Annotated in this window: 20 protein-coding genes; 8 read left to right on the top strand and 12 right to left on the bottom strand. The window is 49.6% G+C overall.

The genetic code is table 11. The features are described 5' to 3' along the window. Window positions 1-64: 64 nt before the first annotated feature. The 8 genes from R2083_RS09155 to purE all read right to left on the bottom strand — a co-directional run bounded on the left by R2083_RS09155 (window position 65) and on the right by purE (window position 8,252). On the bottom strand, window positions 65-2,215 hold the full coding sequence (locus tag R2083_RS09155; protein WP_317538268.1) for a fatty acid cis/trans isomerase: 2,151 nt from the start codon (window positions 2,213-2,215) through the stop codon (window positions 65-67). 435 nt (window positions 2,216-2,650) lie between these two features. Further along, window positions 2,651-2,875 carry a type II toxin-antitoxin system HicA family toxin gene (locus tag R2083_RS09160; RefSeq protein WP_317538269.1) on the bottom strand — a complete coding sequence of 75 codons (225 nt, stop codon included), beginning with the start codon at window positions 2,873-2,875 and terminating at the stop codon, window positions 2,651-2,653. Then, window positions 2,868-3,089 carry a type II toxin-antitoxin system HicB family antitoxin gene (locus R2083_RS09165; RefSeq protein ID WP_317538270.1) on the bottom strand — a complete coding sequence of 74 codons (222 nt, stop codon included), beginning with the start codon at window positions 3,087-3,089 and terminating at the stop codon, window positions 2,868-2,870. The genes R2083_RS09160 and R2083_RS09165 overlap by 8 nt, the downstream gene beginning before the upstream one ends. 263 nt (window positions 3,090-3,352) lie before the next feature. After that, window positions 3,353-4,804 carry a hypothetical protein gene (locus tag R2083_RS09170; RefSeq protein ID WP_317538271.1) on the bottom strand — a complete coding sequence of 484 codons (1,452 nt, stop codon included), beginning with the start codon at window positions 4,802-4,804 and terminating at the stop codon, window positions 3,353-3,355. Between the two features lie 164 nt (window positions 4,805-4,968). After that, window positions 4,969-5,577, bottom strand: a complete 609-nt coding sequence (locus R2083_RS09175) for a hypothetical protein (protein WP_317538272.1) — start codon at window positions 5,575-5,577, stop codon at window positions 4,969-4,971. A gap of 155 nt (window positions 5,578-5,732) precedes the next feature. Beyond that, complete coding sequence (locus tag R2083_RS09180; protein WP_317538273.1) at window positions 5,733-6,620, bottom strand: phosphoribosylaminoimidazolesuccinocarboxamide synthase; 888 nt, start codon at window positions 6,618-6,620, stop codon at window positions 5,733-5,735. Window positions 6,621-6,630: 10 nt separating this feature from the next. Then, window positions 6,631-7,764 carry a 5-(carboxyamino)imidazole ribonucleotide synthase gene (locus R2083_RS09185; RefSeq protein ID WP_317538274.1) on the bottom strand — a complete coding sequence of 378 codons (1,134 nt, stop codon included), beginning with the start codon at window positions 7,762-7,764 and terminating at the stop codon, window positions 6,631-6,633. Next, a complete protein-coding gene (gene purE, locus R2083_RS09190; protein ID WP_317538275.1) occupies window positions 7,764-8,252 on the bottom strand; it encodes a 5-(carboxyamino)imidazole ribonucleotide mutase in 489 nt (162 codons plus the stop codon). Before purE ends, R2083_RS09185 begins: the two co-directional genes overlap by 1 nt. Before the next feature lie 228 nt (window positions 8,253-8,480). Here purE and R2083_RS09195 point away from each other — a divergent pair, with 228 nt between their 5' ends. The 6 genes from R2083_RS09195 (at window position 8,481) to R2083_RS09220 (ending at window position 12,889) form a co-directional block, all read left to right on the top strand. Further along, window positions 8,481-8,912, top strand: a complete 432-nt coding sequence (locus tag R2083_RS09195; protein WP_132427544.1) for an ExbD/TolR family protein — start codon at window positions 8,481-8,483, stop codon at window positions 8,910-8,912. 64 nt (window positions 8,913-8,976) lie between these two features. Continuing rightward, window positions 8,977-9,618, top strand: coding sequence for a superoxide dismutase (locus R2083_RS09200; RefSeq protein ID WP_132427542.1), 642 nt, complete (start codon window positions 8,977-8,979; stop codon window positions 9,616-9,618). An 11-nt stretch (window positions 9,619-9,629) separates the two neighbouring features. Next, the gene (hisG, locus tag R2083_RS09205; RefSeq protein ID WP_317538276.1) at window positions 9,630-10,274 is read left to right on the top strand and encodes an ATP phosphoribosyltransferase; all 645 of its coding nucleotides are present in this window, start codon (window positions 9,630-9,632) and stop codon (window positions 10,272-10,274) included. 35 nt (window positions 10,275-10,309) lie between these two features. Beyond that, window positions 10,310-11,614 carry a histidinol dehydrogenase gene (gene hisD / locus R2083_RS09210; protein ID WP_317538991.1) on the top strand — a complete coding sequence of 435 codons (1,305 nt, stop codon included), beginning with the start codon at window positions 10,310-10,312 and terminating at the stop codon, window positions 11,612-11,614. Between the two features lie 43 nt (window positions 11,615-11,657). Further along, entirely contained in the window at window positions 11,658-12,482 is an 825-nt protein-coding gene (locus R2083_RS09215) for an RNA methyltransferase (RefSeq protein WP_317538277.1), read from the top strand. Window positions 12,483-12,532: 50 nt separating this feature from the next. Continuing rightward, window positions 12,533-12,889, top strand: a complete 357-nt coding sequence (locus R2083_RS09220; RefSeq protein WP_317538278.1) for a hypothetical protein — start codon at window positions 12,533-12,535, stop codon at window positions 12,887-12,889. Window positions 12,890-12,895: 6 nt separating this feature from the next. Here the strand turns inward: R2083_RS09220 and uvrB are convergent, their stop codons facing one another. Further along, on the bottom strand, window positions 12,896-14,926 hold the full coding sequence (gene uvrB, locus R2083_RS09225) for an excinuclease ABC subunit UvrB (RefSeq protein ID WP_317538279.1): 2,031 nt from the start codon (window positions 14,924-14,926) through the stop codon (window positions 12,896-12,898). A 78-nt stretch (window positions 14,927-15,004) separates the two neighbouring features. On the opposite strand from uvrB, the gene R2083_RS09230 reads away from it, so the two are divergent. Next, entirely contained in the window at window positions 15,005-16,198 is a 1,194-nt protein-coding gene (locus R2083_RS09230) for a pyridoxal phosphate-dependent aminotransferase (protein WP_317538280.1), read from the top strand. A 29-nt stretch (window positions 16,199-16,227) separates the two neighbouring features. Here the strand turns inward: R2083_RS09230 and flhC are convergent, their stop codons facing one another. From flhC to R2083_RS09245, 3 genes are all read right to left on the bottom strand, one after another. Further along, window positions 16,228-16,764, bottom strand: a complete 537-nt coding sequence (flhC, locus tag R2083_RS09235) for a flagellar transcriptional regulator FlhC (RefSeq protein WP_317530475.1) — start codon at window positions 16,762-16,764, stop codon at window positions 16,228-16,230. A gap of 31 nt (window positions 16,765-16,795) precedes the next feature. Continuing rightward, entirely contained in the window at window positions 16,796-17,113 is a 318-nt protein-coding gene (flhD, locus tag R2083_RS09240) for a flagellar transcriptional regulator FlhD (RefSeq protein ID WP_317530474.1), read from the bottom strand. A gap of 145 nt (window positions 17,114-17,258) precedes the next feature. Beyond that, window positions 17,259-17,588 carry a hypothetical protein gene (locus R2083_RS09245; RefSeq protein ID WP_317538281.1) on the bottom strand — a complete coding sequence of 110 codons (330 nt, stop codon included), beginning with the start codon at window positions 17,586-17,588 and terminating at the stop codon, window positions 17,259-17,261. Between the two features lie 216 nt (window positions 17,589-17,804). On the opposite strand from R2083_RS09245, the gene R2083_RS09250 reads away from it, so the two are divergent. Beyond that, entirely contained in the window at window positions 17,805-18,770 is a 966-nt protein-coding gene (locus tag R2083_RS09250) for a methyltransferase domain-containing protein (RefSeq protein WP_317530472.1), read from the top strand. Window positions 18,771-18,992 lie beyond the last annotated feature (222 nt).

Raw genomic sequence — 18,992 nt, forward strand, 5'->3', positions numbered from 1 at the left:
TAATTGGAAATATGTAGATATAAAAACAGCCATTTTGCGATTTCTTACCATTTGCTTTTCAGATCTAAAAATTTTCATAGCGATTGATATCAAAAATACCTGCTATATGAGGCTCAAGTTCTTTTTGCCAGTCTGTAATGTCATGCAGGATTTCCCAGAACTGCGGATGCGTGCGCCGCACTCCCCATGTGCTCACAATATGTTCGAAGTGTTCCTCCTTTTTGGCTATGCCTAGCAGCGATACAAATTCTTCAATATCCGAGGCGGGTACATCAAAAATGAAATTCGGATAGCTGCCGGTAATGCCGGGGTATACGGTCAGACGATCCTTTTCCGGTTGATACCGCAATTCCTCGCCCAGTATGAATGCAACGTTGCTATGCGCACGATCCCGCAACAATGTATAGACGGTACGCTTATCCTGATCATGTTTAACTCGCACGAAAGTCACTTCCGGCAACCGGTTGATGCCAGCCAGATCGGCCGCCGGCCGGGCTGCGATGGCAGACAACGCTTGATCCGCTTTTTGTATCCAAAGCGGTTGATCCGAACGGACACAGTCGACCTGCTCACAACGATTAATCGGATCATCTGCCATCGCATTGACGGATTCAAAACGCTGGAGGATCCGTGACACAAGTTCCTGCTTCGGATCATCAGTTGTGAAGTTCTCCGCCGAAGGCGATACATCGTCGATTTTTTCGTAAAAAATGCCGAATTTCAGTTTGCCTGAATGTTGATACCAATCGTGCAGAATATCCGTGCGTTGGCCATCCGGGATCAAACGCAAAAAGTTATGTTCCGAGCTATTGCGTATCAGATCGAAATACAGCCTGGTCAGAAGTTGATGCGCGACATTGCCAAACACGTTGTAATTCACCACCAGGATGTAGTATGTACGCTCAAGTAACGGATAATCCACGAGCCATAGCGTTTGAGGAATATCTCCGATCAATCCCCTTGTAACCGAAGCGCTATCGTAATGGCGGGTGATCGTCAGCAAGGCATCTTTATTCCGGCCATCGCCATCCCACAAGTGATCCAGCGATGCGCCGCCGGGGTATTGCAATACATACTGACTGCGGCGTTGTGCCAGATAATCGTTGTGATGGCCGAGATAGTGCAGCCATTCTTCACCCATCGCCAGCAGATCGTCGTTTTGCCCAGGCATTTCCAGTAACGGAATCGCTTGATGCCGATATGCGTTATTCGTAATAAAAGGATCGGATCCCGGATTCTGGAATAAAACCCAGAAACGGTCGCGCAGCACATCGGTGGCAATCTGACCACGGCATACCGGTCCGTGGATAACATTGCGCACATAGTATTCGGCATCATCCAGCATGAACCGGTAACGAGCATATGCCGGAATGGCCGCAAACGTGGCGAACGGATTCACCCGTTCCGCATAGCTATAACCAGGCAAATCACCCAGCGGCCATTCCTGACTGAAAAATAATTCCTTGATGCGGCGGTATTTAGCTTGATCGAGAGGATACGGAATCCGCCGTTTGTGCAGGATGCTGCCGGAAATCTGGCGTATACGATAGAAAAATGGCTGCCCGGGATCGTCATTGGGAAATACGGTGGAGATCGGGATGATCTCCCTGCCTGGTGGTGTCGATGACCGGATTAACTCAAAAAACCGCAGCTCCCCATCCAGATCGGGAAAATACAGCGTCGCCATAAACAGGTGCTCATACAACCAGCGCGCCACCAGTTTGCCGCGCTTATCATCACGATTGAAAAATGCTTCCCATTGATGAAGCGATTCCTTCTCGCCATCGGTAAGCGTCACCGGTTCATCGGTAATCACCGCGCCTTGCTTGACCCATCCAGACAGTAACGCATATTCCTGATCGCTGAGTCCGGTAACGGCAAACGGCATGCCGCTGCGCGGATAATCACGAGCATAACCGGAAAACTTCTCACTGGAAACACACTGATTTTTCCGGGTAATGCCCAGCTCGATTGAGTCCGGTATTTTGCTATTCGGTGGGAATGGATACTGTTTCGCCAGCGATATCATTCCCGCGATCAATGGTTCAGACTGTGCATTGTCGGATTGAAGAACAGAATGAAAACCGCGCTCGCGCCATCCCGGAACAGTCAATTCGTCAATACCCAACCGGGTGGGCGGCATGGCTTCGACTCGTGCGCCACCATAAATCGATTCGCGAAAGGCGCCACGCAACAACCCTTCGGCATTCTCCATCTTTAGCTGGCACGGCGCATCAAAACAACTGTGGCATGACAAGCACTTTGATTCGATGATTGGCCGGATTTCTTGGGCATAAGAAACCGGACGCTCAACCGGTGCTGGCAGTATTGCAGGGCTAGGAATCTGGTTATTGCCAGAAATTGCATCTTGATATTTTTGACAAGCAGACAATACAAAAAGCAAAGCAATGAGATATATACCTGAATAAACTATCCGCATGAAAAACCATCACTTAAATAAATTGAAAAGACGCTATCAGATAACGCATGAATTGTTTCACAGTGCAATGCATACATGCTGGACACAATGTGCATTGAATTTATTCCATTCAGCGAGGGCGGCATTGTCACATCGAATGATGTATTGGATTCCGATATTGTTGTTCCGGAATTTTTGTCTTGGATGATGCAGGTTTGTCCAGGCTACTTGCTACAAAATTTCGAATTCGCTTCTGGCAATTCCTGACTGGCGAATGATGGACTGAAGTGTTCCAATGCGTATTTCGGAATGATTAAGCACAGGTACGGTAATCGTTGTGTTATCCATTTTCTTCTGCATCACCACATGACTGCCGCGCCGCCGGACTTCAATAAAACCATGTTGAGCCAAGATAGCGCACAGTTGCTGTCCGGATAAAACTCGCAACTTACCCAACGGCAATCTCTAGGCGGGTTATATAAATCTCATCATGCAACCGCTGCTGAATTTCTTCCGCTGACGCGGTTTCGAAAAACAATTCCAGCGCTTCCCTCAGGTTTTCACGCGCTTCTTGAACGGTATCGCCTTGACTGGCGATATCGAGCTCCGGACAGAAAGACACATAACCGTCGCCTTCACGTTCAATGATGGCGGTCATTTGTTTATTCATGAGATTCGCTCCAAGGTTTGGTTTGCAAATAAAGATAAATCGATTTCATTGCACATCGTATTGTAAGTAAATTACATGGCCAGATTCAGCGTAATTCGAGTTTTAATGTGTAATTAAAAGAAATTTAATCCCGGGTGGCATAAGCTTATCAGGGCTACTTGTTGTTAAATCAGAGCTGCCGTTTGATACAAACTTTAATCATTCAGTACTTGCAATTCAAGACAGTATCTAGCCCCTTGCGTGATCTTCGGCTTTACCCTTCCTCAGTATGAATACGCAAGCTCACTGACGAGAGCATCACCCTCTGCGAACATCTTATCAAGGCTTGTTTCGAGTCGGCCCATAACAAATTCATGCTTTTCGTGTGCATTGACTTTAAAAATATCAATCTTGTCAATAACATAAGCGATAAAAGTAGTGGCCAAACCAGTAAGCCCGCCAGTCAGCACCGCAGTAAGAATATCGGCAAAAGGCTCTAGCCATGGTGCTGCTTTGATCATGTTGTCGATATGCTGCTCAACAGCAATGCCACCGATCACAGCCAAACCGGCTGCAATCAGCTTGGAGGCTTCGTGAGCTGCTTGTGCAATTGTCATGCCCTGAGGTGGGAAACACAACATCTTGATTGCTTTTAGTAATGAGTAGAACCCTTCTCTAATGACACGAACAATTCTCTTCCCTGTACGGACAAACATATTGATGATCACAGTAACTAGATTCGACAGAAACCCTGAAATGAACCCATCTCTGAAGGCTACGCATGCAACCTTCCATTTGGCGGCAACGCGTCTCGCAATGTGAGATAACCTCTCCTTCATTACAAGAAAAAAACGATTATCATCAAACCCAGCAGAATAGCCTTTAGCGTAGATGTCTTGAATCTCGTCAAATATCGCTTTGAAGAACTCGCAAAGAACAAGCCCCAGAGCTTGCTGTGTCCCCATCTTTGCACCTTCATGCGCACCAGTAGTGGCCATCCGCCCACTATAATATTTCACTTTGTCCAACTCAGTGGGAGCGTGCTTCTTGGCCGTAGCCTTCCCTTTCTCATAGCTGTCGTTCACTCGCTGACGATCTACTTCATAAAACTCCTCATTGGTCTGTTCGCGTTTGGCCTGCTTACTGTCAACCCATTCCTTCTTGTCATAATCATTCATCGACCGATTGATTTCCCTACGGGTTGACGCAAGATTATTGGTATCCGTTGCGAAGTCGGCCTTGCGCTCTGACTCCAGCATGAAGCCACCATCCTTATGGAATTCGGAATTCGAAACAACGTGATCTGGACTTGTATCGGAGCCTCTTTCAGTTCTTCCGGTATACGCGTCAACAAGGTTTTGTTTACGGTCAAGTTGAGAACGAGTGAATTCACTGCCGACGGAACTCTTACCACTGCCCTCAAATGACTTCCCCTCGCTGTTCTTCGCTCTGGTGTAGTCTTCCCGTTTATACTCGTCCTGCTCCATTGCATACACTTTTTCTTTGGCATTATGAATAGTGGTGACGTTTCCACCGTTCTTGTCCCCGCTAGACACGATACCTCCTAGACCGAAAGGACCAACGACCGCAGACAAAACCTCATTACGGCACGAAGTCAGAAGTAGTCGAAACCGTTCATCATTGAACTCATTCTCCAATACTGTTAGATGTTGCTGAATCTCTTCGTCGCTCACCTCAACATTGAACTCGAATTCATACTTGGCATCCAGTTCCATTCGGGTTCTCTGAACTGAATCCCAATCAACCTCGGAGTGAAGAAATTCATCGATAAGCGCGTTGTCTACCACAACTGCCAAACCATGCCGTAAGTTTCGTTGTTCTTGTACTAATTTTCGTTTGAGAAATCTCTTTGTACTATCCACAATTGCACCTCCACTTTCTATGCGACGGCTTTACGAAAAGCGTTCAACAATGCTCTCTCTTTTTCTGACACTTTTCCATCACTGGCCGAAATGACCTCAATGACCGACTCGAATAGGTTCAGATCGATATTTTCCAGTTTTGATACATACTCCATCGCAGTATTGAAGTTAGGTGGGTTATTTTTGAGCCTTGTGATCGTTTCCTTTACATGTGAAGGCAGGTTCGAGTGACCAATCCCCGCGATAAATTCATCAAGATCAGCTATTTCTTCATCCGAGATGTCACTATCAGCATTTGCGGTTGCCATACCAACTGCGAAGAGTGCAATGAGCAATTCGAAGTATGTTTTGTCATCGCGGAGCCTTTCTTCCGCTACTTTAAGAGCATCTATAAGCTTCGAACACTTTTCCTCATACTTGGCCGTGGCTTTTTTTTCTCCAGAACAGTGAGCATCTTTCTTCTCTTCCTCATCAATAACGGAGGCGGCAGCACCAGCCAATGCACCAAAACCACCTCCAATGGCGGCACCCAAGCCAGTGACCGCTCCTATCGGTCCAGCCACTGGCAACGCTACCACTACGCCAACTCCGGCAGCGATTCCGCCAAGGATTTTCCAGAACCCCATCTCTCTTCTCCTTCTTATTTGTTGTTTTCTACGATTGCAAGGAAGGGATGCATAATTAAGAATTCTTATTCTTACCCATGATAATACCAACTTGCTATTGGTTGTGCCTGCGCTTTACTATCGATCATGATTGTCATTTTCGTTCGCGTAGAAGTTTATCTTGCCAGCAGCTTCAATGCCTCCCGATACTTCTTTACCGTCTTTAGCAAAATATCCTCCGGTAATTCCGGCGCAGGCGCTTTTTTATTCCAATCCTGCGTTTCCAGCCAGTCGCGTACGAATTGTTTGTCGAAGCTTGGCGGGTTTTGGCCGGGTTGATATTGATCGGCGGGCCAGAAGCGGGATGAATCGGGGGTGAGGACTTCGTCGATCAGGTAGAGCTCGCCTTGCTCATCCAGGCCGAATTCGAATTTGGTGTCGGCGATGATGATGCCGCGTTGCAAGGCATACTCAGCGGCTTCGGAGTAGAGCTGGATGGCTTTGGCGCTGACTTTGGCGGTCAATTCCCGGCCTAACAGTTTTTCCACCTCACTGACAGCGATATTTTCATCGTGCGCACCGGCAGCGGCTTTGGTCGATGGCGTAAAGATCGCGCCACCTGGCAGCTTATCGGCGAGTTTCAATCCAGGCAGCAGCGGAATGCCGCAAATTGCGCCATTTTGCTGGTAGTCCTTCCAGCCGGAGCCGACGACGTAGCCGCGCACGATGGCTTCGATGGGCAGCGGTTTCAGGCGGCGGATTACGAACGCGCGGCCTTCCACTTGCTCACGTTCATTTGCAGCAACAACCGATTCCGGTGCGATGCCGGTGAGGTGGTTCGGCAGGATATGCGCGAGTTTGCCGAACCAGAATTGCGATAACGCGGTAAGGATTTTTCCTTTGCCGGGCACGGCAGTCGGCAGGATCACGTCGAACGCCGACAGGCGGTCGGTTTGCACGATCAGCAGTTTGTCATCGCCGACGGCGTAGATATCGCGGACTTTGCCGCGATGCAAAAATGGCAGGCTTTTGATGGCGGTTTCAAACAATGCAGTTTCGGTCATGGTGTTCGCTTTAACTTTGGTCGAGTTGTTGTTTAATATGCAGTGCTGCGCTCAATGCGGTCTCGATATCGCTGTTCAATACGGTGAAATGTCCCATCTTGCGGCCGGTGCGTGCTTCGGCTTTGCCGTACAGATGCAGCTTGGCCGAGGGGTGTTGCAGCACGATGTTCCAGTCGGGGTCACCGTTGCGCCAGACGTCGCCGAGCAGGTTGATCATCACTGCGGGGCTGAGTTGCGCGGTCGAACCGAGCGGTAAACCACACAGTGTGCGCACTTGCTGCTCGAATTGCGACGTGACGCAGGCGTTGATCGAATAATGCCCGCTGTTGTGCGGACGCGGTGCGATTTCGTTGATCAACAGCGTATCGTCGTGCAACACAAAAAACTCGACGCACAGCACACCCCGATAATTCAGTTTTTTAACCACCTGACCGGCAATCTCTTGCGCTTGCGAGGCTAATTGCGGCGAAATTCTCGCCGGGATGATGCTGACATCCAGGATGCCATTGACGTGCTGATTCTCGGCGACCGGAAACGTTTGCATTTCGCCAGCGCTGCCGCGTGCCACGACCACCGAGATCTCGCTTTTCAGCGGCATGAATTTTTCCAGCACGCACACGGCGTGATTCAGCTGCTCATACGCCGCCAGTAATTCCGCGCCGCTGGATACCTTGATCTGACCTTTGCCGTCGTAACCGAACTGGCTGACTTTCAGAATACCGGGCAGCAACTCCGCGGCATCCTGATCGGCAAAGTCATCCGCCTGCTGTATGACCGCAAACGGGGCGACGGCAAAGCCATTGATACCGAGAAATTGTTTTTCCGCAATTCTGTTTTGTGCGACCGAAACGCTGTATGCATCCGGGCTGACGACACAGGATTTGGCCAGTTTTCGCAGCGAATTCGCGGGGATATTTTCAAATTCGGTGGTTATCGCCGCGCATTGACTGCCGAGTTTTTCCAGCGCTTCCGGATCGTCATAATTCGCACAAATGAATGCATCGGCAATGCGCCCAGCCGGGCTGCCGCTGTCCGGATCCAGCACCGTGACTGGGTAGCCCATTTGCTGCGCGGCTTGCACGAACATGCGCCCGAGCTGCCCGCCTCCCAGCACACCGAGCATCGCGCCAGGCATGATCACCATTATTGCGGCAACTCGGCGTTCAGTACGGATTCGGTTTGTTTGCGCCGGTACTCGTCCAGCTGCGCGCTCAATTCACTGTTATTCACCGCCAATAGCGCCACCGCAAACAGCCCGGCATTCGCCGCCCCGGCTTCGCCGATGGCAAACGTGGCGACCGGTATGCCTTTCGGCATTTGCACAATCGACAGCAATGAATCCAAGCCTTGTAGATGTCTGGAATTCACCGGCACGCCCAGCACCGGCAGCGTAGTTTTGGCCGCAATCATGCCCGGCAGATGCGCCGCGCCGCCCGCACCGGCGATGATGCATTGAATGCCACGCGCCTTGGCTTCTCTGGCGAACTGAAACAGTAAATCCGGCGTGCGATGCGCCGAAACCACCTTGGCCTCGTAGGCGATATGAAATTCATCCAGAATAGCCACCGCATGCTGCATCACATCCCAATCGCTTTTACTTCCCATCACTACGCTGATTAACGGTTTAATCATTTCACTGTAACTGGCAAAAAATTAAAAATAAATATCCAAGAGAATGTTGTACTATCACACCCTGAAAGCCCGGCTGGCTATTTTATAAGTCTGTGCAATAATCGTGTAATTTATTTCGATCGCTGCAACAAAAAACACAACTGGTATTATACTCACCTGATTTAACAGCGAGCTTTTCATTGATTTGCGTTTAAAACGTTACCAGCTATCAATACAACCGGCATTTGCATGAATTTTCAACGCGGAAAACAAAATAACGATCCGGAAATCAATCTGATACCGATGATCGATGTATTATTGGTGATTTTGATTTTTTTGGTGGTGACGACGACCTATTCAAAATTTGCCGAGCTTGAAATCAGTTTGCCGGAAACCAGCGCGGAACAAGTCGATAAAAATATCGAGAAACCGAACAATATCGATATCACGGTAAGCGCGCTGGGCGATTACACCATCAACCGGGTAGCCATTAAATCCGCCAGTATCGAGAGTCTGCGCGATGCCTTGATGGCTGCGGCCAAGAATCAGCCGGATCCGTTTATCATCATCAATGCGGATGCAAAAGCAACGCACCAATCGGTGATCACGGTAATGGAAGCGGCGCGCTTGGCAGGCTACAATAAAATCACGTTCACCACGGAAACGAACAATATCCCCTAAGGGAAGTGATCAAATGTTTGATTTGTTAAAAAATTACACCAAAAAACTCACTAAGGAGACCCATATGTCCACTATTAATGTCGATAATTTTTCCCAAGCTGCTCAAGCCGGTACCCAATATGTTCTGGCGCCCCTGCCCTACGCAAACACTGCGCTTGATCCGGTCATTAGCGCCAACACGCTGAGTTTTCACTATGGCAAGCACCACAAAACCTATGTCGATAACTTGAATAATCTGCTGGCGAATAGCGATCTGGCCGGTAAATCGCTGGAGGAAATTATCCGCGCATCCGCCGGGCAAGCGGATAAAGCCGCGATTTTCAACAACGCCGCGCAAGTCTGGAACCACATGTTCTATTGGCACAGCCTGAAACCGAATGGCGGCGGCGAACCTTCCGCAGCACTGAAGCAAAAAATCGAAGCATCATTCGGCAGTCTGGAAGCATGCAAAAAAGAATTCGCACAAGCGGCGCTGACACAATTCGGCAGCGGCTGGGCGTGGCTGGTTGTGGACGGCGGTAAAATTGCCATCGCTAAAACCGGCAACGCGGAAACACCGATCACCAAAAATATCCGCCCCCTGCTGACCATCGACGTATGGGAACACGCTTATTACCTGGATTATCAAAACCGCCGCGCCGATTACGCCAATGCGATTTTGGATAAATTAATCAATTGGGACTTCGCGGAAGCTAACCTCGGATAATTCCGGATTTTATGACTGATATCACGATCGCCCTGTCAAAAGGGCGAATTTTTGAAGATACGGCGCCGCTGTTAAAAGCGGCGGGTATAGTCGCGCTGGGCGATCCAGAGTCGTCGCGCAAATTGATTCTATCCACTAACCGAGCCAATGTCCGCTTGATTATCGTGCGCGCCTCGGATGTCCCGACTTATGTGCAATACGGCGCGGCCGACTTGGGCATCGCCGGGAAGGATGTGCTGCAAGAACATGGCGGCGCCGGGCTGTATCAACCGCTGGATCTGAATATCGCACGCTGCCGCATGATGGTGGCTGTACCCAATGGTTTCGATTACGACTCCGCCGTGCGTCAAGGCGCACGGTTACGCATTGCCACCAAATACGTGCAAACCGCACGCGAGCACTTTGCCGCAAAAGGTGTGTATGTCGACCTGATCAAGTTGTACGGTTCGATGGAACTGGCGCCCTTAGTCGGATTAGCCGATGCCATCGTCGATCTCGTGTCCAGCGGCAACACCTTAAAAGCCAATAATCTTGTCGCAGTCGAAGAAATTATGCAGATTTCATCCCGGTTGATTGTCAATCAGGCTGCACTGAAACTGAAACAGGATGCCATTCAGCCGGTGCTGGATGCATTTTCCGCTGCGGTGAAACAGTAGATAGCCGCGCGCATCTGAAACCCATTCATACCATGATTCAAATAAAACGATTCAACTCCACCGATGCCGATTTCAATGCCTGTCTCGACAAGCTCCTGGCTTTTGAAAATGCCCAGGATGATGCTGTCGATGTCACGGTTGCCAACATTCTCACCGATATCCGCAGCCGCAGGGATGCCGCACTGATCGAATACACCAATCGCTTCGACCGGCTGGCCATTCAATCCGCCAAAGACCTCGAACTGACGCAGGATCAATTGCAGCATTCGTTAGCAACATTGCCAGAAGCTGAGCGGACTGCATTACAGCAAGCAGCGGAACGGGTGCGCAGCTATCACGAGAAGCAACCGCTCAGTTCCTGGCAATACACCGATGCCGATGGCACGTTATTGGGCCAGAAAGTGACCGCGCTAGATCGTGCCGGTCTTTATGTGCCGGGTGGCAAAGCTTCGTATCCGTCGTCGGTGCTAATGAACGCGATTCCGGCAAAAGTCGCCGGTGTGCAAGAATTGATCATGGTTGTCCCTACTCCGGATGGCGAACGCAACGATATGGTGCTGGCAGCCGCGGCCATTAGCAAAGTGGATCGCGTTTTCACCATCGGCGGCGCGCAAGCGATCGGCGCATTGGCGTACGGCACCGAAACCGTGCCGCCGGTCGATAAAATCGTCGGCCCTGGCAATGCGTACGTTGCAGCGGCCAAACGCCGGGTGTTCGGTATCGTCGGTATCGATATGGTGGCTGGGCCTTCTGAAATCCTGGTGATTTGCGACGGCAAAACCGATCCCGACTGGATTGCGATGGATTTGTTTTCCCAGGCGGAACACGACGAGCTGGCGCAGTCGATCTTGTTGTCGCCGGATGCGGAATTTCTCAATCAAGTCGCACAAAGCATCGACCGTCAATTGGCGGCAATGCCGCGCCACAGTGTCATTCGCGCCTCACTGGAAAATCGCGGCGCATTGATTCAGGTGCAAGATCTGGACGAAGCTTGCGAGATCGCTAACAAAATCGCACCGGAACACCTGGAGTTATCGGTTGAGCAACCGGAAAAATGGGTCGATAAAATCCGCCATGCCGGTGCTATTTTTCTTGGCCGTCATGCTTGTGAAGCGTTGGGCGATTATTGCGCCGGCCCCAATCACGTGCTGCCGACCTCACGCACTGCGCGCTTCTCGTCGCCACTCGGTGTTTACGATTTTCAAAAACGCAGCAGTCTGATTCAAGTGTCGCAGCAAGGTGCCGAAAAGCTCGGGAAAATTGCATCGATACTGGCTAACGGGGAAGGATTACAAGCACACGCAAAATCGGCGGAATATCGCTATATCAAGCACCGGTAATGACGCATAGCGTGAACCGACTCTCATAGCGGATTTGCACCTCATGCCAGTCATTACGTCACGCGACCATCCGCTCATCAAACAACTGATCAGACTGGAAGAATCGTCGCAATATCGCAAGAAAACCGGCTTAACGCTGCTCGACGGCATTCATCTAATTCAGATCTATTGCTCCGTGTTGGGCGCTCCGAAAAATCTGATTGTCAGCCAGGCTTATATTGACGATGCCGAGAATGAGCACTTTCTCACCATTCTTTTCGGCCATACCCCTCCCAAATTGACGGTGGTCAGCAATCTTTTATTTCGCGAGATATCTCCGGTCAAAACACCGTCCGGCATCCTCGCGCTGATTGCACTTCCCGCGGTGAAAAAAGATGTCAGTAACGGCAAGGAGATGTTCAGCGTTCTGCTGGAAACTATCCAGGATCCCGGCAATCTTGGCTCGATTCTGCGTTCCGCCGCTGCCGCCAACGTTAAGGATGTTTACTTGTCCAAGCAATGCGCCGATGCCTGGTCGCCCAAAACGCTCAGAGCCGCGATGGGGGCGCACTTTTTTTTGCACATTCATGAAGACAGTGATTTGCAAAAGGTCGCACAGCAATTTTCCGGAACGGTCATTGCCACATCGATACAAGCCAACCGGAATCTTTTTGAAATCTCTCTGGTTGGCCCCACCGCTTTTGTATTCGGTAACGAAGGCGCTGGATTGTCCAAAGAAATGATCCAGGCAGCAGACGAAAATATCGTGATTCCCATGCCCGGTAAAACCGAATCATTGAATGCGGCCGCCGCGGCGGCCATTTGTTTTTTTGAAAAGGTCCGCCAGGACAGAGCATACGCGGCGTCAACCGCTATTGGAACAAAATAACAGGCGGTGTATGATACCGCACCCATCAAAACAGTCACTTTGGAGCACTTATGAAATTTTCTTCTTTATCTCTCATCGCCCTGATGGGATGTTTGTTGTTCAGTTCCGCCCAGGTCATGGCCATTCACCATGAACCGCAAGATTCCCAGTCACCGCATGCATCCAGCGGAAAAATGGCGAATAACGAAGGAACCGTTGTCGATATCATCGATACTACCGGCTATACCTACATGGAATTGGAAAATGCCGGCAACCGCTTCTGGATCGCCGCACCGACGACTAAAGTGAACAAGGGCGATCGCATTCGTTTCGTTCAAGACATGGTCATGACCAACTTCACCAGCAAAACGCTGAACCGCACTTTCGGCACGCTCGTTTTCGTTTCTTCCACCGAAGTGAAGAAATAATCCTACTTACGCGACATCGGTAAAACCAATCAGCAGTTTGTTTTTAAGGCTTTTTAGTTCATCCCGGTACTGTGCCGCTTGTTCGAATTCCAGATTCTTGGCGGCACTCAGCATTTTCTTCTCAACCCGCTGAATCTCTTTGGCTAGTTGCGCTTCATTCATCGCGTCATAACGCGCCTGCACTTGCGCGGCCTTGAGATTCTGTTGTGCGGATTCATGGTTATAGACGCCGTCGATCAGGTCTTTAATCCGTTTATGTACCGATCGCGGCGTGATGCCATTTTGCAGATTATGCTCCACCTGCTTTTGGCGCCGCCGGTTGGTCTCATCAATGGCAACGCGCATCGAGCGGGTAATACGATCCGCATATAAAATCGCCGTGCCATTGATATGACGCGCCGCCCGGCCGATGGTCTGAATCAATGATCGCTCCGAACGCAGAAAACCTTCCTTATCGGCATCCAGTATCGCCACCAGCGACACTTCGGGAATATCCAGTCCTTCGCGTAACAGGTTGATCCCAACCAGCACGTCAAATTGTCCCAGACGCAAATCGCGGATAATTTCCACGCGCTCGACGGTGTCGATGTCGGAATGCAAATAACGCACTTTGATTTGGTGATCGGAAAAATAATCGGTCAAATCCTCCGCCATGCGTTTGGTCAGCGTGGTGACCAGCACGCGTTCGTTCTTGGCGGTACGCAAATGAACTTCCGACATTAAATCGTCCACTTGCGTGGCAACCGGGCGCACTTCAATGACCGGATCCACCAGACCAGTGGGACGCACCACCTGTTCCACCACCTGACCGCTATGCTGTTTCTCATAATCGGCGGGTGTAGCCGATACAAACACGGTTTGCCGCATCCGTTTCTCGAATTCCTCGAACCGCAGCGGACGATTATCCAATGCGGACGGCAGGCGGAAACCATAATTCACCAGATTTTCCTTGCGCGAACGGTCCCCTTTGTACATCCCGCCGATCTGCGGCACCGTGACATGACTTTCATCGATAATCATCAGCGCATCGGGCGGCAGATAATCGAGCAGTGTGGGTGGCGGTTCACCGGGGTTTTTGCCGGACAGATGACGGGAATAATTTTCAATCCCTTTGCAGAAACCCAATTCGTTGAGCATTTCCAGATCGAAGCGCGTGCGTTGCTCCAGGCGTTGCGCTTCGACCAGCCGGTTTTCCTGATAGAAATACTCCAGCCGTTCGCGCAATTCGGTTTTGATGGTTTCCATCGCGCGCAACGTGGTGCTGCGCGGCGTGACATAGTGACTGGAAGGATAGACGGTGAAGCGCGACAGTTTTTGCAGCATACGGCCGGTGAGCGGATCAAACAGCGACATGCTGTCGACTTCGTCGTCGAACAGCGACACGCGCAAAGCCGCTTCCGAGCTTTCCGCCGGAAAAACATCGACCACATCGCCGCGCACGCGAAAAACACCGCGTTTGAATTCCAGCTCGTTACGATCGTATTGCATCTCGGTCAGGCGCTTGATAATGTCGCGCTGCGAAATTTTCTCCCCGCTGCGCAAGTGCAGAATCATGCCGTGATAATCCACCGGGTCGCCGATACCGTAGATGCACGACACCGTCGCCACGATGATGGCATCATCGCGTTCCAGCATCGATTTGGTCGCGGACAAGCGCATTTGCTCGATATGTTCGTTGATGCTGGAATCTTTTTCGATAAACAGATCACGCGCCGGAACATACGCCTCAGGCTGATAATAATCGTAGTACGAGACGAAATACTCGATGGCGTTTTCCGGGAAAAATTCGCGCATTTCCGCGTACAGCTGCGCCGCCAGCGTTTTATTCGGCGCGATCACGATGGCCGGACGGCCCAAACGCGCGATCATGTTGGCAATCGTATACGTTTTACCGGATCCGGTAACGCCCAATAATGTTTGATACGCCAAGCCGTCGTTTATGCCTTCGACCAATTGCGCAATTGCAACCGGCTGGTCTCCCGCGGGAGCGAACGCTTGATGTAATTTGTACGGACTATTGGGGAAGGTTGCGATCACAGGTATAATTCCATCATTGAATTGTTTCTTTGTGTCATTTTAACATGCCGGTCTATCTATTTTAGTGCGAGGATTTTTGTGGAACTCTCTAACCGCGTTCAAACCATCAAGCCATCTCCTACTCTTGCTGTCACCGCCCGGGCTGCGAAACTCAAAGCCGAAGGTAAAGACATCATTGGATTGGGAGCTGGCGAACCCGATTTTGATACCCCTCAGCACATCAAGGATGCCGCTATTGCCGCGATCAATAAAGGTCAAACCAAATACACGGCGGTTGGCGGCACACCCGGTCTGAAAAATGCCATCGTGGCAAAGTTCAAACGGGAAAATAACTTTGTCTTCGATGCCAAACAAATTCTGGTTTCCTGCGGCGGTAAACAGAGCTTTTTTAATCTGGCATTGTCGGTGATCAATCCCGGCGACGAAGTCATCATTCCGGCACCGTATTGGGTTTCTTATCCTGACATTGTGTTAATCGCGGAAGGCAAACCGGTTTTCATCAATACCGGCATCGAGCAGAATTTCAAAATTTCCGCGGCACAATTGGAAGCCGCGATCACCCCGAAAACCAAAATGTTTGTCATCAATAGTCCGAGTAATCCATCCGGAGCGGTTTACACACTGGATGAACTGAAAGCATTGGGGGAAGTGTTACGCAAGCATCCGCAGATTCTGATCGCTACGGACGATATGTACGAGCATATTCTGTTATCGGGTCAGAAATTTATTAACATCGTCAACGCCTGCCCGGAATTATTTGCCCAGACCGTGGTTCTGAATGGCGTTTCCAAGGCGTATTCGATGACTGGATGGCGTATCGGCTATTGCGGCGGACCTGCGCACATTATTACCGCAATGGAGAATATTCAATCGCAAAGCACGTCCAACCCAAGCTCTATTTCGCAAGCAGCGGCTGAAGCGGCATTGAACGGTGATCAGTCCTGTATGAATCCGATGATCGCGGCGTTCAAGGAACGCAATATTTTTGTTACCGAGCAACTGAATCAAATCAACGGTGTGCGTTGCTTATCTTCCGATGGTGCTTTTTATGCCTTTGCGGATGCCCGTCAATCGATCGATGATCTCTACAAGAAAAACCTGATCGGTGCAGCAAACGATATCGCATTTAGCGAATATCTGCTGGAAAAAGCCGGGGTTGCCGTAGTTCCCGGTTCCGCTTTCGGATGTGACGGCTACATGCGTTTGTCTTTCGCCACATCAATGGATAATTTAAAGCAAGCGCTCAGCCGCATCAAAGACCTGCTGAAATAACCGGATTGACTTGGCAAATTTATGTTTTTCTAGTGCAAATTAGCAAGCGCTGCTTTTTTCGTTTTCCCAGCACGCGAAGGAATATTGCACAAACCGCACACATGGTTGGAATGAATCTCCAGTGAGTGCACGACAAAACTGCCGTGACAATTCACACAAGGCGCTATGCACAATACGCCGCTTTCCACAAAACGCACCAGAGTCCATGCGCGGGTCAAACTTAACACTTTCTCGAGTTGATGGACCGTGATGTGCTCGGTATAGAGCCGGTAACTCTTAATCAGCGCATCGATGCCGTCAATCCCGGTATTTTTCGTTACATAATGATAGATATTGATAAATAACGAAGAATGCATATTCGGTTGCCAGCTCATGAACCAATCCTCCGAATACGGCAGCATCCCTTTAGGTGGCGATACCCCTCTGATTTCCTTATAAAGTTTAACCAGTCTTTCACGGCTCAGATCGGTATTCATTTCCAGAACTTGTAACCGGGCACCCAATTCAATTAATTCTGTCGCCAACTGAATTTGCTTGGCTTCGGTGATAATGCTTCGATTGCGCATGATATTACTCCCTGATTTCGTCTATTGAATGCTATGCAATCGCTTCTGCCGGTTTTCCTGCCATTAGAATCGCGGCATGCGATTTGGTAACCGATTGGTCGCGGGAATCGTTGGACAGCATATCGGCAATCAATCGATCGTCAAAGCGGAAACGGCACAGTAACATATTGGAAGCCGCCATTTTGATCAGCTGTGCTGAACTCAGTTTTTCCAGTATATCAGCAATATCCTGATTAATTCCCAATCGATACATGGCGGCTACTCTGTCATCCCGCAACATCTGTTTAGCCAGCAGCAAATAACTTAAATTGATATCTCTGATTTCGTCTAGCAGTTGATTGGTTTCCATTTCATCACCCTTTTTAATTGAAAATATTTGAATTAAAACACCGTAACGCACAGGTGAGATTTTCAATTATGGGGCAGTGGAAGTAAATGGAAGATGAGCTTAATCGAGGTTAGGTAATCTTCTCATCAAAATGTAGGAATTTTACCTACAGAAGAAGCGCTTCATAGAACGGGATTGGAAGACTCGTTGCTGACTGCCGGGATACGCCAAGAAACTTGAGTCTCCTGACCAAGACTACAGCCTCGGCAATAATCTCCAGATTTGCAAGATCGGCAATACTATCACGTGTTATAGAACAGTCTATCTTAGGAATACCGGCGGAAAAGTGTTCTAAATTGCTAAAAATGCAAAATCCATCGGTACCGTGATCGATTGAGATACCCATCGCATCGGATGGATACCACGCGGCAACATTATTTTCCTGTTCATCCCGCACTTGAGCTACAGAGGAACCAACGCTCATTGTGATTTTCACTTCCACTTCCGGAAATTCCGGCAAATACTAAGTTGTGACTATTTTCAGGCACGGCAATTTTTGCCGGGTTTGCCGCTTGTTTGCACAAAAAAATCAAATATAAAAACGCAAACATAGTCTCTATATGCTTTGCTGCAGACTGGCATGATCGTTGCTCTTAGCATGTACAACAAAGTTTCCATTATTAACCGCAGCACTTATCGATCAGGAATTCCTATGCAAAATAAATTTGAGAGCTTGGAACTCGGCCAATTCATTCCTCTGCACTATCACCACAATATGCTGAACGACACTGCCCGCATGCAAGGGTTTAAAGATGCGATTGACCTCGCCGTCCAGCCGGGCGCCAAAGTGCTGGAACTGGGGGGCGGCACCGGCGTGCAATCGTTCTTTGCCGCACAAAAAGCGCAGAAAGTTTATTGTGTCGAGCGCAACCCGGAACTGATTAGCGCCGCGCGCAATCTGCTGGCGCAAAACAGTAACGGAGACAAAGTGGAAGTAATTCAGGCCGATGCCATGCATTACCTGCCGCCGGAACCGGTCGATGTGGTGATTTGTGAAATGCTGCATACCGGTCTGCTCCGCGAAAAGCAAATGCCGGTGATCGATTCGTTCAAACAACGTTACTTGAAGAAATTTGGCGGACCATTGCCTGCCTTTATTCCCGAAGCAAGCATTCAGGCGATCCAACCCATGCAACACGATTTTCATTTTGCAGGATTCTACGCACCCACCATCCAGTTCCAGAACCCCTACGCCACTCAGGAACGCAGCAAGGGCTTGGGAGATCCCGAAGTATTCCAATTACTGGCCTATGCCGAACCGTATAGCCAAACTTGCCAATGGGACGGGGAAATTCTGATTACCGAAGACGGTCAACTTAATGCCTTGCGGCTCATTACCAAGAATTTACTGGCCATCAATATGGCAACATGCAGCACCATCGATTGGCACACGCAATACATCGTCTTTCCGTTAGCCGAACCCATCAAAGTTTCCAGAGGCGACCAAGTTTCCATCCGCTTCAGTTACCAAGGTGGCGCACCCCTGAATGCCCTGACGGATTCACTACAAGTCCGCCTAATAAGCAAGCAAACCCCAGTATTGGAATTTGCTATGGAAGCAATGAATCGCTCAACAGAATTTCGCCCACAAGCCGCTGAAAATGCCAGTATCCTGTAATCACTTCTAACGGTATCAAATCTTTCCGGAGCCTTGCCAGGCGTCGCTTGGCAAGGCTCAATCATGTACCGGAGCAGCTGTTCTGTTCGCTCCTAAAAAACCGTATTTCATTCTACCCTTCGCTAATTTCTCCCGCCAAACCCTCTTCAATACGCCGCACTCTTAACAAAAAATTCACATTTATAACCCTAGCAAACGAACCGATTCCTGTAATCACCTCTA

The organism is Nitrosomonas sp. Is35 (genome assembly GCF_033063295.1).
In the GTDB taxonomy this organism is placed as follows: domain Bacteria; phylum Pseudomonadota; class Gammaproteobacteria; order Burkholderiales; family Nitrosomonadaceae; genus Nitrosomonas.

Excerpts from the sequence above, each read along its gene's own strand:
- R2083_RS09155 (WP_317538268.1), bottom strand. The coding sequence starts at position 2,215 with ATGGAGAATGCCGAAGGGTTGTTGCGTGGCGCCTTTCGCGAATCGATT.
- R2083_RS09165 (WP_317538270.1), bottom strand. The coding sequence starts at position 3,089 with ATGAATAAACAAATGACCGCCATCATTGAACGTGAAGGCGACGGTTAT.
- R2083_RS09170 (WP_317538271.1), bottom strand. The coding sequence starts at position 4,804 with ATGGAACTGGATGCCAAGTATGAATTCGAGTTCAATGTTGAGGTGAGC.
- R2083_RS09175 (WP_317538272.1), bottom strand. The coding sequence starts at position 5,577 with ATGGGGTTCTGGAAAATCCTTGGCGGAATCGCTGCCGGAGTTGGCGTA.
- R2083_RS09180 (WP_317538273.1), bottom strand. The coding sequence starts at position 6,620 with ATGACCGAAACTGCATTGTTTGAAACCGCCATCAAAAGCCTGCCATTT.
- R2083_RS09185 (WP_317538274.1), bottom strand. The coding sequence starts at position 7,764 with ATGGTGATCATGCCTGGCGCGATGCTCGGTGTGCTGGGAGGCGGGCAG.
- purE (WP_317538275.1), bottom strand. The coding sequence starts at position 8,252 with ATGATTAAACCGTTAATCAGCGTAGTGATGGGAAGTAAAAGCGATTGG.
- R2083_RS09195 (WP_132427544.1), top strand. The coding sequence starts at position 8,481 with ATGAATTTTCAACGCGGAAAACAAAATAACGATCCGGAAATCAATCTG.
- R2083_RS09200 (WP_132427542.1), top strand. The coding sequence starts at position 8,977 with ATGTCCACTATTAATGTCGATAATTTTTCCCAAGCTGCTCAAGCCGGT.
- hisG (WP_317538276.1), top strand. The coding sequence starts at position 9,630 with ATGACTGATATCACGATCGCCCTGTCAAAAGGGCGAATTTTTGAAGAT.
- R2083_RS09215 (WP_317538277.1), top strand. The coding sequence starts at position 11,658 with ATGCCAGTCATTACGTCACGCGACCATCCGCTCATCAAACAACTGATC.
- R2083_RS09220 (WP_317538278.1), top strand. The coding sequence starts at position 12,533 with ATGAAATTTTCTTCTTTATCTCTCATCGCCCTGATGGGATGTTTGTTG.
- flhC (WP_317530475.1), bottom strand. The coding sequence starts at position 16,764 with ATGCGCAATCGAAGCATTATCACCGAAGCCAAGCAAATTCAGTTGGCG.
- flhD (WP_317530474.1), bottom strand. The coding sequence starts at position 17,113 with ATGGAAACCAATCAACTGCTAGACGAAATCAGAGATATCAATTTAAGT.
- R2083_RS09250 (WP_317530472.1), top strand. The coding sequence starts at position 17,805 with ATGCAAAATAAATTTGAGAGCTTGGAACTCGGCCAATTCATTCCTCTG.